Origin of the sequence: Streptomyces sp. NBC_00775, assembly GCF_036347135.1 — a bacterium.
Taxonomy (GTDB): Bacteria; Actinomycetota; Actinomycetes; order Streptomycetales; family Streptomycetaceae; genus Streptomyces; species Streptomyces lutosisoli.
On record NZ_CP108938.1, the window covers coordinates 366,191 to 379,532 of the forward strand.

General features: G+C 69.4%; 13 protein-coding genes and 1 pseudogene. 8 read left to right on the forward strand and 6 right to left on the reverse strand.

Annotation, left to right across the window (positions count from 1 at the left end; genetic code table 11):
- Positions 1–32: 32 nt before the first annotated feature.
- Together OIC96_RS01815 and OIC96_RS01820 are read right to left on the reverse strand one after the other, a co-directional pair.
- Positions 33–863: a PP2C family protein-serine/threonine phosphatase gene (locus tag OIC96_RS01815; protein WP_330309656.1), complete on the reverse strand. Its 831-nt coding sequence runs from the start codon at positions 861–863 to the stop codon at positions 33–35.
- Between the two features lie 146 nt (positions 864–1,009).
- On the reverse strand, positions 1,010–1,924 hold the full coding sequence (locus OIC96_RS01820; RefSeq protein ID WP_330309655.1) for a hypothetical protein: 915 nt from the start codon (positions 1,922–1,924) through the stop codon (positions 1,010–1,012).
- A gap of 308 nt (positions 1,925–2,232) precedes the next feature.
- Between OIC96_RS01820 and OIC96_RS01825 the strand changes: the two genes are divergently transcribed.
- Complete coding sequence (locus OIC96_RS01825) at positions 2,233–2,976, forward strand: SDR family NAD(P)-dependent oxidoreductase (RefSeq protein WP_330309654.1); 744 nt, start codon at positions 2,233–2,235, stop codon at positions 2,974–2,976.
- An 88-nt stretch (positions 2,977–3,064) separates the two neighbouring features.
- Here the strand turns inward: OIC96_RS01825 and cpt are convergent, their stop codons facing one another.
- On the reverse strand, positions 3,065–3,598 hold the full coding sequence (gene cpt, locus OIC96_RS01830; protein ID WP_330309653.1) for a chloramphenicol phosphotransferase CPT: 534 nt from the start codon (positions 3,596–3,598) through the stop codon (positions 3,065–3,067).
- Between the two features lie 179 nt (positions 3,599–3,777).
- Here cpt and OIC96_RS01835 point away from each other — a divergent pair, with 179 nt between their 5' ends.
- The 3 genes and pseudogenes from OIC96_RS01835 to OIC96_RS01845 form a co-directional block, all read left to right on the forward strand.
- The gene (locus OIC96_RS01835) at positions 3,778–4,185 is read left to right on the forward strand and encodes a VOC family protein (protein WP_330309652.1); all 408 of its coding nucleotides are present in this window, start codon (positions 3,778–3,780) and stop codon (positions 4,183–4,185) included.
- A 391-nt stretch (positions 4,186–4,576) separates the two neighbouring features.
- Complete coding sequence (locus tag OIC96_RS01840; protein ID WP_330309651.1) at positions 4,577–6,145, forward strand: SMI1/KNR4 family protein; 1,569 nt, start codon at positions 4,577–4,579, stop codon at positions 6,143–6,145.
- A 28-nt stretch (positions 6,146–6,173) separates the two neighbouring features.
- Positions 6,174–6,815 (forward strand): annotated as a pseudogene (locus OIC96_RS01845) (hypothetical protein); the annotation flags it as partial.
- 103 nt (positions 6,816–6,918) lie between these two features.
- Here OIC96_RS01845 and OIC96_RS01850 read toward each other — a convergent pair.
- Positions 6,919–7,461: a GNAT family N-acetyltransferase gene (locus OIC96_RS01850; protein WP_330309650.1), complete on the reverse strand. Its 543-nt coding sequence runs from the start codon at positions 7,459–7,461 to the stop codon at positions 6,919–6,921.
- Positions 7,462–7,638: 177 nt separating this feature from the next.
- Between OIC96_RS01850 and OIC96_RS01855 the strand changes: the two genes are divergently transcribed.
- Complete coding sequence (locus OIC96_RS01855) at positions 7,639–8,601, forward strand: nitronate monooxygenase (protein WP_330309649.1); 963 nt, start codon at positions 7,639–7,641, stop codon at positions 8,599–8,601.
- A gap of 224 nt (positions 8,602–8,825) precedes the next feature.
- On the opposite strand, the gene OIC96_RS01860 is transcribed toward OIC96_RS01855, so the two are convergent.
- Positions 8,826–9,674: a LysR family transcriptional regulator gene (locus OIC96_RS01860; protein ID WP_330309648.1), complete on the reverse strand. Its 849-nt coding sequence runs from the start codon at positions 9,672–9,674 to the stop codon at positions 8,826–8,828.
- A 95-nt stretch (positions 9,675–9,769) separates the two neighbouring features.
- On the opposite strand from OIC96_RS01860, the gene OIC96_RS01865 reads away from it, so the two are divergent.
- Positions 9,770–10,501 (forward strand): SDR family NAD(P)-dependent oxidoreductase, encoded by a 732-nt coding sequence (locus OIC96_RS01865; RefSeq protein ID WP_330309647.1) that lies wholly within the window; start codon positions 9,770–9,772, stop codon positions 10,499–10,501.
- A 212-nt stretch (positions 10,502–10,713) separates the two neighbouring features.
- Here the strand turns inward: OIC96_RS01865 and OIC96_RS01870 are convergent, their stop codons facing one another.
- Positions 10,714–11,121 (reverse strand): RidA family protein, encoded by a 408-nt coding sequence (locus OIC96_RS01870; protein ID WP_330309646.1) that lies wholly within the window; start codon positions 11,119–11,121, stop codon positions 10,714–10,716.
- Positions 11,122–11,262: 141 nt separating this feature from the next.
- On the opposite strand from OIC96_RS01870, the gene OIC96_RS01875 reads away from it, so the two are divergent.
- Positions 11,263–11,643 carry a winged helix-turn-helix transcriptional regulator gene (locus tag OIC96_RS01875; protein ID WP_019074009.1) on the forward strand — a complete coding sequence of 127 codons (381 nt, stop codon included), beginning with the start codon at positions 11,263–11,265 and terminating at the stop codon, positions 11,641–11,643.
- A 198-nt stretch (positions 11,644–11,841) separates the two neighbouring features.
- On the forward strand, positions 11,842–13,269 hold the full coding sequence (locus OIC96_RS01880; RefSeq protein WP_443058528.1) for an IS1182 family transposase: 1,428 nt from the start codon (positions 11,842–11,844) through the stop codon (positions 13,267–13,269).
- Positions 13,270–13,342 lie beyond the last annotated feature (73 nt).

The following is a 13,342-nucleotide window of genomic DNA, read 5'->3' on the forward strand; positions in this document are numbered from 1 at the left end:
GCTCGTCGGCGAGGCGAGAGTGGCGCCCGGCCCTACGTTTGAAGGCCGGCGGCGTCGTGGCCGACCACCAGTACGGCCGCGTCGTCCTCGTGTCCCACACGCTCGGCACCCTTGATCACCGCGGCGGCGAGCGAGCCTGCCGACATACCCGCCACGGCAGCGATGCCCGCGAGCCGCACCACCTGGTCGAGCCCCTCGTCGACACTCATCGAAGGTCCCTCCACCACACCGTCGGTCAGCAGGACGAACACTCCCCCCGTGGTGAGCCGGTACCGGGTCACCGGGTACTCCATGCCCACCTGGATGCCGAGCGGCGGCCCCCCTTCGTCCTCGGCGATGCCGGACTTTCCGTCCGCCGTCGCCCAGACGAAGGGGATGTGTCCGGCCCGTGCGCTCTCCAGCACTCCGGTGGACGGGTCGAGCCGCATGAACGTGCAGGTGGCGAAGAGGCCTGCGCCGATCGACAGCAGAAGGTCGTTCGTCCGGGCGAGGAGCTCTCCCGGCTCGCTCGTGACGGAGGCGAGTGCGCGCAGGCCGACCCGGACCTGCCCCATGAACGCGGCCGCCTCGATGTTGTGCCCCTGAACGTCGCCGATGGACAGACCGATGCGTTCATCGGGCAGCTTGAAGGCGTCGTACCAGTCTCCGCCCACATTGAGGCCGTAGCAGGCCGGTGCGTACTGGACGGCCACGTCGAACCCGGGTGCGGTCGGCATGTCTCCCGGGAGCATGCCGCGCTGCAGCTCGATGGCCAGCTCGACCTGCGAGCGCTGGAACTCCGCGCGTTCACGCGCCTGAGCGGTCAGCCACCCGAGTCTGGCCAGCAGCTCGTCACCGTCGCCCGACGGGCGCTTGCGGGACATCGACCACCCCGGGAGGAAAGCTGCACTATCAAGGCAAAAGTATGGATTGCCCATCAATCAGATGATAACGACACGGGCGGCGCGCGACCCGACTTCGATGCTCACACTGGCCGAGCGCCGCTCGTCCACGCTGACGCGCACCGGTCTCAGACATCTCGCAGAAAGGTGGCGAGCGGGTGGGCTGTCGCGTCGTTCGTGGACCGTGACAGGTGTACCGATGTGTGGAAGTAACCGGCGGTCTCCTTCCCGCGAGGATCCTCGCCGGCGGCGGTCACCGCGTTAACGGCGTGCCGCTGCTCGTGCGCGCTCGTGAAGCGGCGTTGCGGGTACGTCGGGGCAGCCGCCTTCTCGGTGATCAGACCGTACGGCGTCAGCCCGTCGGCGATGGGCTGGTAGGAGCCCGTACGCAGAACGAACGCCGCGACCCACACCTGTCGGTGGGCGGCGGCAACGAGCGGCTGGAAGGTGCGGGGGGACAGGAAGCTGGCTCCGCCCGTGACGGTGATCAGCCGTGTGGGCTGCGCGGCGCGCCGGAAGGCAGCGGTGGGAGGAGCCACTTCCAGGTTCTCGGCGAAGCCCTCGTCCAGCAGACCGACGGCGAGCGCGTAGTCGATGGCGTTCGCAGCTGTGTCGAGTCCGATCACTCGGACCGCGTCGGGACGTCGATGTGCTGCGTAGTAGGCCCGGTCCCACTCGATCAGCTCAGCCGTGGTGAGCGCTGCTGCCTGCGGGGACGTGTAGTGGGCATACAGGTCTTCCAGCGTCAGATCGTGGTTGAGGAGGGCCGCGTTGATGCCGTACGAGGAGCAGATGTCCAGCACTGTCACCGGGTCGGTGGCGCGGGCGGTTCGCGCGCGGGCTGCGGCCATGCGGCGGAACACCCCCTGGGCGTGCTGAGGCGTCTGATAGTCCCAGCGGCCCAGGACGCGAAAGAAGTCTCTGGGGTCCGGCTGGTCGTAGATCTCGTCGAACGACGTCATTTCCTCCTGGCTGGAGGCGGCCCGCACCTCGGGTTTGGCCATCCTCAATTCGCTCTCGCCGGTGCTCCCCGTATGAGTCATCGCATGTGTTCCCTCTCGATCGATCCGGACCGCGCCCTGCACATCGTCAAGCAGTAGTGCTCGACCCGCAGGTGAGAAAGGGGGCGTCGACGAAACCAGCCATGCCGCGCACGGTCACTTCTGGCAGCAAGCGATCTCGGCGATGCCGGTGCCCCGGCTGGGAGGTGGAGCGAGTCGGCCCGAATGCCCGCCGCGGCTTGACTTCGAGCGTTCTCCAAGTCCTAGCGTCGCGGTCATGAGTGCTTCAACGCGGCCGACGACCACGGCCGGCGAGCACGAGGGGGCCGTTCGTGGGACTGGGGTATCCGATGAAGATTCTGGTGACCGGTGGGACGAGCGGACTGGGACTCGCGATGGCCTCCGCCCTGGCCACGGCGGGAGCGACGGTCGCGCTGACCGGCCGATCCGGCCGGCGCGCGAGCTCGGCCGCCGCCGAACTGCCGGGGGCGGTCGGCATCGAGATGGACGTGCGAGACGAGTCATCGGTGGCCAAGGCGGTCGACCAGGCGTGGTCGCGGCTCGGCGGCATCGACATGCTGGTGAACAACGCCGGGATCGGCATGCGCACCGTCAACCCGCGCTTCATGACGCACCCGCAGGGCTTCTGGGAGGTGCCGGTCGACGGCTTCCGTGCGGTGATCGAGACCAATCTGACCGGCTACTTCCTGGTGGCCCGCGAGGTCACGCCGCGCATGCTGGCCGCCGGCGGCGGCCGCATCGTCAATATCTCGGTGAGCGATTCGACCATGCACCGGGCCGGGTTCGTCCCCTACGGGCCGTCGCGTGCCGGCAGCGAGTCGCTGTCCCGGATCATGGCCGCCGACCTGCGCGACACGGGCATCACTGTCAACCTGCTCCTGCCCGGGGGCCCGACCGTAACGGGGATGCTCCCCCTCGACACCATGCCCGAGGGCCGGGAGTTCCTGGAGCCCACGGTGATGGGCCCGCCCATCGTCTGGCTGGCGTCCGACGACGCGGTCGGCGTGCATGACGAGCGCATCGTCGCCGCTGAATTCGAGGGCTGGCTGCGTGACACGAAGGGCAGGCGGTGAGACGTCCTCGCCGATGTCCAGGGTGCGTGGGGGCCGGGCGCAGGCGACCAGCCCTGTGAACCCTCACGGCCGACAGTCGGGCTTTCGATCACTTGACTTGGGCGGCGATAGCCTGCGCGCAGTCCAGGGACTCCGTGTGCGTGGTGTCCACCTCCAGGTCGTAGACCACGCCCCGGTGAACCATCTCCGCCTGCGATGCGGCCATTCCCTGGCCCCGATCCCCGCGGGCGATCTCGCGGCCCGCGGCGACCGTACTCTCGCACCTGACGCCAACCCACAGCACGTCCAGTCCGCCCAAAGCCTTCTGCCACCGCTCCTGGGACGTGGCTCCGCCGAGGAAGACGTCATCGACGATGACCCGGGCACCTGCACGGGCCATCGCGGCAACCCCCTCCATCCATGCTGCTTCCAGCGCCCGGAACTCCGATCCGACATTCACACCGCCATCCGCGGCGAATTCGATCCCTGCGTCCGATGTCTGCAGGGAAGCCGGCATCGCCTCAATCAGCGAGTCGACCGCGGCGGCAAGCCACGGATTCCGCAGTACCGCCTGCAGACACCGGACGATCCCGGACTTGCCCGAGCTGGACCCGCCGTTCAACACGATCACCTGAGTTGTCATCAGGTCACGCTAGAGGCAACCGCCACGGCGCTCGAAGCGATTTTCGGCAAACCGCCCTGTGGACAAGATCGACGAACTCGGCCGGCGGGGTCTTCCCGTCCATCCGTCACATTCTCCCGTCGAGGTCCGTCAGTGAAGTGACGAAGCAACACGACCCCCTAGATGGACAGGACAACACGATGCTGACAAACATCATGTATGTGACGCTGCATGTCACCGATCAAGACCGCGCGCTGACGTTCTATACGGATCAGCTCGGCCTGGAGAAGCGCGTCGACCATCCGGGTCCTGAAGGACGCTTCCTGACCGTCGGCGTCCCCGGCAGTTCACTCGAGATCATCCTTTGGCCTCGCGCTGCTGCCTCGGGGCAGCCGGCCGAGGTGGAGCCGGGCACCGGGCTTGGTGCGGTCTTCCTCGAATCGGACGATCTGAGGAAGGACTTCACGGTGCTTCGCGACCGCGGTGTGACATTCGACCGGCCCGAACCGGAGGACTACGCGTTCGGCGTCCGCATCGAGGCAGTGGACCCGGACGGCAACCAGATCTCGCTGCGCCAGCGCAGCCGAGCGAGCGGTAGCGATGGCTGACCGTCCGTAGGTTCCCGCGTGGCCGGCGCCGCACGGTGCCGGCCACGCCACGATCCGGGGCCCCGTTCGTGGGGTGCGCTTGTGTGTTCATGTGGCCTGGGAGGGCGTTCCACGAGGCTTCGCCGGATTTCAGGGAATCGTCGGTGCAGATCGGCGAGTACACGGATTCCTGAGGACATCGGCGGCGGCCTCTCGGCTGCGCTCCCGCACACTCCCCTCCGTGCCCTGAGCTCGGATCCCTGCGCTCCAGTCCGCACCAAGAACCCGGATCCGCGTACCCCGTCAAACGGCTGATCCTGGAGCGCGCGCCGGTCCAGGAACGGTGGCCGGTCAGCCCTGTCAGTGCCCACTGCCATGATGACCGGCAGCATCGACAAGACGGGGGCATCACATGGTTGAGCGGGCCGCGCGGCGGATCGCCGAGGAGATCGTCGCGAGCGCGCCGGCAGGCTGGACGCGGGCGATACTGACCAGCACGGCGGGCCGGGGCGGAGTCTCGGTGTCCGGTGGCTACTCCGTCCCCGGCAGACCCCTGTGGCGCAGCCCGGTGCCCAGCCCCTTCGCGGAACTGGGCAACCTGGCGGAGGCGTTGAGGAAGGTCCGGGGCTGGGAGCGGACCAGCCTGGAGATCGAGTGCCGGCCGTCCGGCGAGTACGGACTGGTCGCGACCACGGACGCGATCACCAGCCTGCGCGGACGGGACGGCGGTTTCCAGGCCGTTCTGGACACCGGCTACCGGCTCCCCCAGCCCGGTGGTGAGCATGAGGGGGGTACGGCCGCCCCGGAGGGCGATCCCGAGCTGGCGGTGGCGCGGTTCCGGGAGTACTTGCGGCGGCGAGCCGCAATCCTGGGGCGGCCCGAGCAACTGCCGCCGCCCGCGTCGGCAGCGGCACTCGACGAGGCCGAACGCCGCATCGGCCGGCCGCTGCCCGCCGACCTGCGCGCGCTGTACATGATCGCGGACGGCGACGGCATCGGCTACGAACAGCGCTACCTGTTCGGGCGTCACGCCTGGCTGGCGCTGGAGGACATGGTCGCCGTCCACGCCGGCCAGCGCGAACCGGTCTGGTACGGCTGGGAGTTGGCCTGGAACTCGGTCGTCTTCGACCCCGCCCCGCCCGGCACCGTCCGTCGCTGCGGCGGGCACCCTGCCTGGCTGCCCTTCGGCACCGGCGAGGACGGCAACTATCTGGCGGTGGACGTGTCCCCTGCCCGGAACGGCCGCCCCGGGCAGGTCATCTGCATCGGCCGCGACTACGACGACGGTCCGGCCCTCGTCGCCGACTCGGTGACCTCGCTGCTCGGCCACTACTTGGAGTTGCTGAAGCAGGGAGCCTACGAGGAGCACGACGACCACATCTCCCTGCTGGAGCCCGCCCGCGGCTCTGGCCCCAGCAGGATCATCGGCGAGATCCCCGACGAGATTCCGCCCACCCTTCAGGCCATCCACATCAACGACGCCGTCGGCCCGGTCGATCTCACCCCACTCATCGCCGGACCGAACCTGCGCCTGCTGCACCTCAACCGCTGCTCCACCGCCGACCTGGCGCCGCTTCGCACACTGCCCGTCGAGTCGCTGCGCGTGACCCTGGACGGCGGTGACCTCACCCCGCTCGAAGGCCACCGCGATCTCACCTCTCTGGGCCTGGGGACCACCGGCCCTGTCGACATCGCCCCGCTGCGCGCCGTCCCGAACCTGCGCGGCCTGGATCTCTCCCGGGCCGATGTCCGCGACTTGACCGTCCTCGCCGACCTGCCCGACCTGCGCTACCTGTCCCTCACCGCACGGCAGTGGACCGTCCTGCTGGACGAGGGCAAGGCACCGCCCACCCTCGCTGCCGCCCGCCTGGCCGACGACGACGCCCCGCTCGACGAGGCCCTGGCGTGGTCGGCCCGCCTCGGCCTCGACACCAGCGACGCGCTCCGCACCACCGGCACCCTCGAATCCGACGGCGGGTGATTCCCGGCACGTGATCGGCGTCAACGGCGAGACGAGAATCCCCGAGCGCACCCTGGAGTCCCATCTGCGCTTCGCCACCTTCACGTTCCGCGACATGGTCCACAACCGCCTCGGCGGCCGTAACCCGTTCGGCAATCAGAAGGTGTCGTACGCCGGATCGCACGACGACGAGGCGCTCAACGCCGGAGTCGAACGGTTCTCCGCCGATCCGACCGCGGTCCGGGACCTGTCCTACGACAGCGACCTCACGGGCAAAGTCGCCCTCCCCGTGCTCACCCTCCACGCGATCGACGACCCGACGGCGTTCGTCGAGCACGAGGCGGCCTACCGTGCCACCCTTCAGGGCGCCCACCGGGACAAGTACCTGGTGCAGACATTCACCGAGGAACACGACCACAGCCAACTGAGCGACTCCGAGTACGCCAACTCCCTCTCCGCCCTGGACACATGGGTCCGCAGCGGAAGGAAGCGGAACCCGCGGTCGATCGCGGCGTCCTGCGCCACGTTCGACCGCGCCTACGGCACAGGATGCTTCTACGATCCGGGCTTCCACCCCTCGCCGTACGCCTCCCGTGTCGCCGCCCGCCCGGGCGGACTCGACTGGCCGGCCTTGACCACGGCACAGGAGAAGGCCTGGAGCCGCATCGAGGGCGTCGGCATAGCCCCGTAGGACACAAGCCGGGCGGACGCGGGGCCGGTCTGTTCCTCCCGAAGCCGGCGGTCACGGGCCTGGGGTGAGCGTGCGATCGGGTGCTCGTGGTGGAGGCTGAGGGTCAGGGGCGGTTCCGGCCCCACGTCTGCAGGGCGTAGGGCCGCCCCTTCTCCTCACCCGTGATCAGCGGCACGTCGAGCAGGTGGAAGCCCGCCTTGGTGGCCACGGCGACGCTGGCGGCGTTCTCGGCTTCCAGTTCCAGGATCACCTGCCGTGCGCCCAGTTGCTCGAAGGCGTACGCGGCCATCACCCGCACCGCCCGCGCCGCCAGCCCCTGGCCGCGGTGCGCCGGGCCGACCGCGTAGCCGAGCTCCGTGCCCTCGGGGGCACGCCGCAGCATCACCTCGCCGAGCGGTGCGCCGCCGTCGACGGTGATGGCGAGCAGGATGGTCGTGCCCTCCGCCCGCAGCTGCCGGTCCCGGTCCAGCCGTGCGCGGGCGGCCGCGTCGTCGAAGGGGGAGACGATCGGCGTCCAGTACGCGATGTCGGGATGGTCGAACAGCTCCGGCATCGCGGCCAGGTCCGCCTCCGTCCAGTCGCGGAGGACGAGACCCTCCCCCGAGAGCTCGATCCGCTCGGGAAAGGACGATGTGGTGCTGCTCATGGTGGGGGACCTCCCTGGCCTGTTCGGGACGAGGCAGGATAACCGGGGGCAGGCAAAGGCTCACCAGTACCTCATTCGGCGGAGAGTCATCCGGCCGCGAAGGTCACGGAGAGTGATCTGTGCGGCGGGCGTACCGGGGGCTGACCTTCAGTGGTGGCCTGGGACAGGATGAGGGTCATGACGTTGTCGACGGCGTTGACGAAGCTGTTCGGTGTGCGGCATCCGATCGCGCTGGCGCCGATGGGGGGTTCGGCCGGTGGTGAACTGGCGGCGGCCGTGTCACGCGGCGGGGGGCTCGGGTTGCTGGGCTCCGGGAACGGGGACGCGGACTGGCTGGCCCGAGAGGTGCCCATCGTGGCGAAGGGCACCACGGGCCCCTGGGGTGTCGGCTTGTGGACCTGGGCGATCGACGTCGGCGCGGTCGAACGGGTACTGGAGCACGGCCCCAGGGCGGTGATGTTGTCCTTCGGGGACCCGAGCCCTTTCGCCGAGCGCATCCGCCGGGCGGGCGCGGCACTGATCCTTCAGGTCACCGACCTGGAGGAGGCCAGGCAGGCGGTGGACCTGGGCGCCGACTTCATCGTGGCGCAGGGCACGGAGAGCGGTGGGCACGGCTCCCGGCACGGACGGTCCACCTTGCCGTTCGTGCCGTTGGTGGTGGACCTGGCGGCACCTGTGCCGGTGCTGGCGGCCGGCGGGATCGCCGACGGCCGCGGTGTGGCCGCGGCCCTGGCCCTGGGTGCGGCGGGGGCGGTCATCGGCACCCGCTTCCAGGCCACGGCCGAAGCCGTCGTCCACCCGTCGATCACCACCGCGATCGTCGAGGGACGCGGGCAGGACACGGAGCGAAACCGTGTCCTCGACATCGCCCGCGGCTCCCAGTGGCCCTCGCGGTACACCGCTCGCACCCTGGGCCATCGCTACCTTGACCAATGGCGGGGCCGGGAAGCGGAACTCGCCGCGGATCCCCAGGCGCAACGGGCCTACCAGGTCGACGTGGCACGGGGCGAGGTTCCCCCGCTGCCCGTATGGGCCGGCGAGGCGGTCGACCTCATCACCGACCTCCCCCATGCGGCGGACCTCGTCGCCGCCCTGGCCGCGCAGGCCGAGGACGCCCTGACCCGAGCCGGGAGGCAGTGACCGAGAGCGCCCGCCCGGCTGTCCTCCTCGCCGCGGCCCCCGCTTGTCAGCCGTGCACAGCGGAGAACGCCGGCACCTTGCCGGCTAGGAGCGTGGGTCAGTAACTGTGACTGAGCACGCTGGTTGGCCACTGAGCGCCGTAGTTGGCCATTCCGGCGCTCAGTGGCAAAGAGCACCTGAGCCGGGACACGATAGGTGGAACCTGGCCAGGCATGTTGGAACTACTAGAGACGTGTCGCAGTCCGGACAAGGTCGGCGACTGCTCTGGACCGGCTGTGTGGGGGCCAGGCAATGACGGTGGTAACTGCTGGCGCGTCCAGCACGGGCACGGCGGCGAGGTCATCGTGCAGCTGGGCTCGGCACGACTCCGGTGCGACCGCGCACGCGCGGCCGAGCGCGACGAGCTGCAGCAACTGTGCTTGGTCGCGGACTTGTGGGCCGGGGCCGGGCGGGTAGGTGCCGTCGGAGTCGGGCCAGAGTGGCAGGGGCAGGCCAGGCAGGGCGGTGATGTCGGCCATGTGCACATGGGCGCGGACGGTGAGCGGGTGCCCGGCCGGCAGGACCACAACCTGGCCCTCCGTGCTGAGTTCTTCGGTGTGGAACCCGGCTGTCGAGTCGAACGGCCGGTGCAGCAGCGCCACGTCGGCCCGGCCCTCGCGCAGGAGTCGTTGCTGCTCGGCAGGGCCGCACAGGATGACGTCGACGGGGACCGCGCCGGGTTCGGCGGCGTACGCGTCGAGCAGTTTGGCCAGCAGTTCTCTGGACGCGCTGGCCTTCGTGACCAGGGCCAGGCCGGGACGGCCGGTCGCGGAAAGGCCTGCGCGGCGGGTCCGGCGCTCGGCGGCGTCGACCGCGTCGAGGGCCGCCCGGCCCTCGGCCAACAGCACCGAGCCGGCCGCGGTCAGCGTGACGGCGCGGCTGGTCCGATCCAGCAGTGCTGCCCCGAGCCGGCGTTCGAGCTGCTGGATCGCCCGTGACAGAGGCGGCTGCGCGATCCCGAGCCGCTGCGCGGCCCGCCCGAAGTGCAGCTCCTCAGCGACAGCGACGAAATATCGCAGTTCCCGGGTCTCCATGCCGCCACGGTACTCCGGATCAATACCCTGACGGTATCGCTGCCTACCCGATCGGTCTTGGACCCCCGCCGGGGTCCGAGAGCAGCATGGTCCCCATGAGCGAACGAACGATTGCGCTGGTCACCGGCGCGAACAAGGGAATCGGCTACGAGATCGCCATGGGCCTGGGCGCCCTCGGCTGGAGCGTCGGCGTCGGCGCCCGAGACGATCAGCGCCGTGAGGCAGCGGTGGAGCAACTGCGCGCGGCCGGCGTCGACGCGTTCGGCGTACCGCTGGACGTGACCGACGACGCGAGCGCCACCGCCGCCGCACAGCTGATCGAGGAACAGGCGGGGCGCCTCGACGTGCTCGTCAACAACGCCGCCATCACCGGCGGCATGCCACAGGAGCCCACCCGGGTCGATCCCGCCACCATCCGGACGGTCGTGGAGACCAACGTGATCGGCGTCATCCGCGTCACCAACGCGATGATGCCGCTGCTGCGCCGCTCTGCCTCACCGCGGATCGTGAACATGTCCAGCAGTGTCGGCTCCCTCACCCGGCAGTCAGGAACCGCTGCTGAGCAGATGACGGGTCCGGTGGCCGTGGCGTACGCGCCGTCGAAGACGTTCCTGAACGCCGTCACCCTCCAGTACGCCCGGGAGCTGCGCGGCACGAACATCCTGATCAATGCCGGCTGCCCCGGCTATGTCGCGACCGACCTCAACGGCTTCCGCGGCGTGCGTACCCCCGAACAGGGCGCAGCGATCGCCATCAAACTGGCGACCCTGCCGGACGACGGCCCGACCGGCAGGTTCTTCCAAGACGCTGGCGTAGTCCCCTGGTGATGTGCACGGCGGTCATCAGCCGCCGGGTGAGGCAGCTTCGCCCGCGCGTCTCGAACCGGTATATCGACGCGGGTTCCAACATGAATGGCAATTCACCGCAGGTTGCAAGCAGTGTGACTATGTGGTTCCAACAAGCGTGACCTGCGGGGTCCGAATCGCAAGGTCACCACACCCTCATGGTTCCAACTACCGCGTCCCGTCACAGCACCTGTTCAGTCGAGGACCGCGGTGGCTTCGATCTCGACCAGATGGTCGGGGACGTCCAGTGCCGCAACGCCTATCAGCGTGGTCGGCGGGGCCGGGGTGACCCCCAGCTTCGCGGCTGCCCGGGAGATCCCTTCCAGGAGCGGGGGCATCTTGTCGGGGGTCCAGTCGACGACGTAGAAGGTCAGCTTCGCCACGTCGTCGAAGGAGCCACCGACCTCGGCCAGGGCGGTGCCGACGTTGAGATAGCTCTGCTCGACCTGGGCGGCGAGGTCGCCTTCGCCGATCGTGACTCCCTCGGCGTCCCAGGCGACCTGCCCGGCGATAAAGACCAGCCTCGACCCGGATGCGATCGACACCTGCCGGTAGACGTCGATCTTGGGCAATCCGCTGGGGTTCACAAAGGTGATGGCCATGCTGCCTGTCTCCTCGTCCTGAGCGCCTGTGGGCTCGCGTCCGCGCCGACCGAGACGCTTACTCTCTTGTGGTTACTCAGAAACTGTAAGAGAGTGGACGCTGACGTGGAAGAACGCACTTTTCAGTGACTGGAGAACCTTATGGTGACCAAGCAGTTCACAGGCTCGCCCGAGGATGCAGACCTGGCGCGTGCGGGCTCCTTGGCGCGGGAGATCTTCTCCGACGTCGCCAACAAGTGGGCGTTCCTCATCGTCGAGGGTCTCGGTGATCGCACCCTGCGCTTCAGCGAGCTGCGGAACGAGATCGAGGGCATCAGCCACAAGATGCTCACCCAGAACCTGCGCATGCTGGAGCGCAACGGCCTGGTCGAGCGCACCGTGCACCCCACCGTCCCACCGCGGGTCGAATACACCCTCACCGAGCCGGGTCAAGCCCTGCGCGCAACGGTCGACGGAATGTGCGGCTGGACCCACCAGTACTTCGGTCACATCGAGGCCGCCCGCCGCCGCTTCGACGCCTGACAGCTGGCGCACGCGTCGCCGTGGGCCGGCCAGCTGCAATGCTCAGAGTGGCCAACCAGCGTGCTCAGTCACAGTAACCGGCAACCCGCGCGTGTCTGGTGATCACTTGTGCGGGATGATCCCGGTATGCGTGATCAGGAGGGGCTGTTCGAGGTCGAGCCGGCCGAGGGCAAACAGCCGCCACGTTGTGCGGCGGCGGTGGATAAAACGTTCCGGGCGTTCGACCCGCACCAGATCCTGCTGCTGCCGCCGTCGCTGGATGCCTGGCTGCCCGAGGATCATCTGGCCCGGTTCGTCGCCGACCTGGTCGACGAGGTGCTCGACCTCTCACCGATCCTCGCGGAGTACACCGAAAAGCGCGGCTTCCCGCCCTACGACCCGCGGCTGATGCTGCGGCTGCTGATCTACGGCTACACCACCGGGGTCCGCTCCTCCCGGGCGATCGAGCGTCGTTGCGTGGACGATGTCGCGTTCCGCTTCCTGGCCGCCGACCAGGCTCCGGACTTCCGGTCGATCGCCCGATTCCGCCGCCGCCACCTGGACACCCTCGGCAGCCTGTTCCTCCAGTCGCTGCACCTCGCGCAGAAGCTCGGCATGGTCAAGATGGGCCGCGTCGCCCTGGACGGCACGAAACTGGAGGCCAACGCCTCCAAACACAAGGCGATGAGCTACGGCCGCCTGGTCGACAAGGAGGAGCGGATCGAGGCCGAGATTGCCGAACTGGAGGCCAAGGCCGCCGCTCTGCTGGCCGACGCTGAGGCCACCGACGCCGCCGAGGACCAGGCCTTCGGCGTCGGCGGCAAAGAGACCGACCTGCCCGCCGAGCTGGGCCGACGCGAGAAGCGCCTCGCCAGGCTGCAGGCCGCCCGCGCGCAGATCGAGGCCGAGGCCGCTGCGAAGGCACGCCGCCACGCGCAGGAGAAGGAACGCCGCCGCCAGGACCGCACCGGCACCAGCGACGATCAGGCTGTCACCGACGCGGGCGACAAGGCTGCCGCCAAGGCCCGGCCCAAGCCCAAGGCCCAGGCCAACTTCACCGACCCAGGCTCGCGGATCATGAAGAACAGCGACGGCGCCTACATCCAGGCCTACAACGCCCAGGCCGTCGTCGACGAGGCCCACCAGGTCATCACCGCCGCCGACGTGACGACCAACGCCTCCGACGCGCTGAACTACACCAGCATGCTCGACCAGTCCGCCGTCAACACCGGCGCCCACCCCAAGCAAGCCCTGGTCGACGCCGGCTACTGCTCCGAGGCGAACCTCGAAGCCGCGAAGGAACGCCAACTGGCCTGCGGAACCGACACGTTCATGGCCACCGGCCGCCTCGGCCACGACGAACAGGTCCCGCCCGCACCCCGCGGACGCATCCCCAAAGACGCAACCTTGAAGGAGCGCATGGCCCGCAAGCTGCGGACCAAGCCCGGCCGGGCCGCCTACCGCCGCCGCAAGGCCATCGTCGAACCCGTCTTCGGCCAGATCGTGACCTGCCAGAACGGCCGCCAGCTACTCCTGCGCGGCGAGGACAGTGCCCGCAGCGAGTGGCAGCTGCTGGCCGCCTGCCACAATTTCCGCAAGATCTTCCGACACGCCGGATCGGCCGGTCTCACCGCGGCAATCGCCTGACCGGCCCGGCCGTCAGCCCCTGTCCAGTCGATTCCCGAACCGGAAGGACCAGCCACCGCCGCCGCGGGACACC

Coding starts and splice junctions, on each gene's coding strand:
- OIC96_RS01815 (WP_330309656.1), bottom strand. CDS start 863: ATGTCCCGCAAGCGCCCGTCGGGCGACGGTGACGAGCTGCTGGCCAGA.
- OIC96_RS01820 (WP_330309655.1), bottom strand. CDS start 1,924: ATGACTCATACGGGGAGCACCGGCGAGAGCGAATTGAGGATGGCCAAA.
- OIC96_RS01825 (WP_330309654.1), top strand. CDS start 2,233: ATGAAGATTCTGGTGACCGGTGGGACGAGCGGACTGGGACTCGCGATG.
- cpt (WP_330309653.1), bottom strand. CDS start 3,598: ATGACAACTCAGGTGATCGTGTTGAACGGCGGGTCCAGCTCGGGCAAG.
- OIC96_RS01835 (WP_330309652.1), top strand. CDS start 3,778: ATGCTGACAAACATCATGTATGTGACGCTGCATGTCACCGATCAAGAC.
- OIC96_RS01840 (WP_330309651.1), top strand. CDS start 4,577: ATGGTTGAGCGGGCCGCGCGGCGGATCGCCGAGGAGATCGTCGCGAGC.
- OIC96_RS01850 (WP_330309650.1), bottom strand. CDS start 7,461: ATGAGCAGCACCACATCGTCCTTTCCCGAGCGGATCGAGCTCTCGGGG.
- OIC96_RS01855 (WP_330309649.1), top strand. CDS start 7,639: ATGACGTTGTCGACGGCGTTGACGAAGCTGTTCGGTGTGCGGCATCCG.
- OIC96_RS01860 (WP_330309648.1), bottom strand. CDS start 9,674: ATGGAGACCCGGGAACTGCGATATTTCGTCGCTGTCGCTGAGGAGCTG.
- OIC96_RS01865 (WP_330309647.1), top strand. CDS start 9,770: ATGAGCGAACGAACGATTGCGCTGGTCACCGGCGCGAACAAGGGAATC.
- OIC96_RS01870 (WP_330309646.1), bottom strand. CDS start 11,121: ATGGCCATCACCTTTGTGAACCCCAGCGGATTGCCCAAGATCGACGTC.
- OIC96_RS01875 (WP_019074009.1), top strand. CDS start 11,263: ATGGTGACCAAGCAGTTCACAGGCTCGCCCGAGGATGCAGACCTGGCG.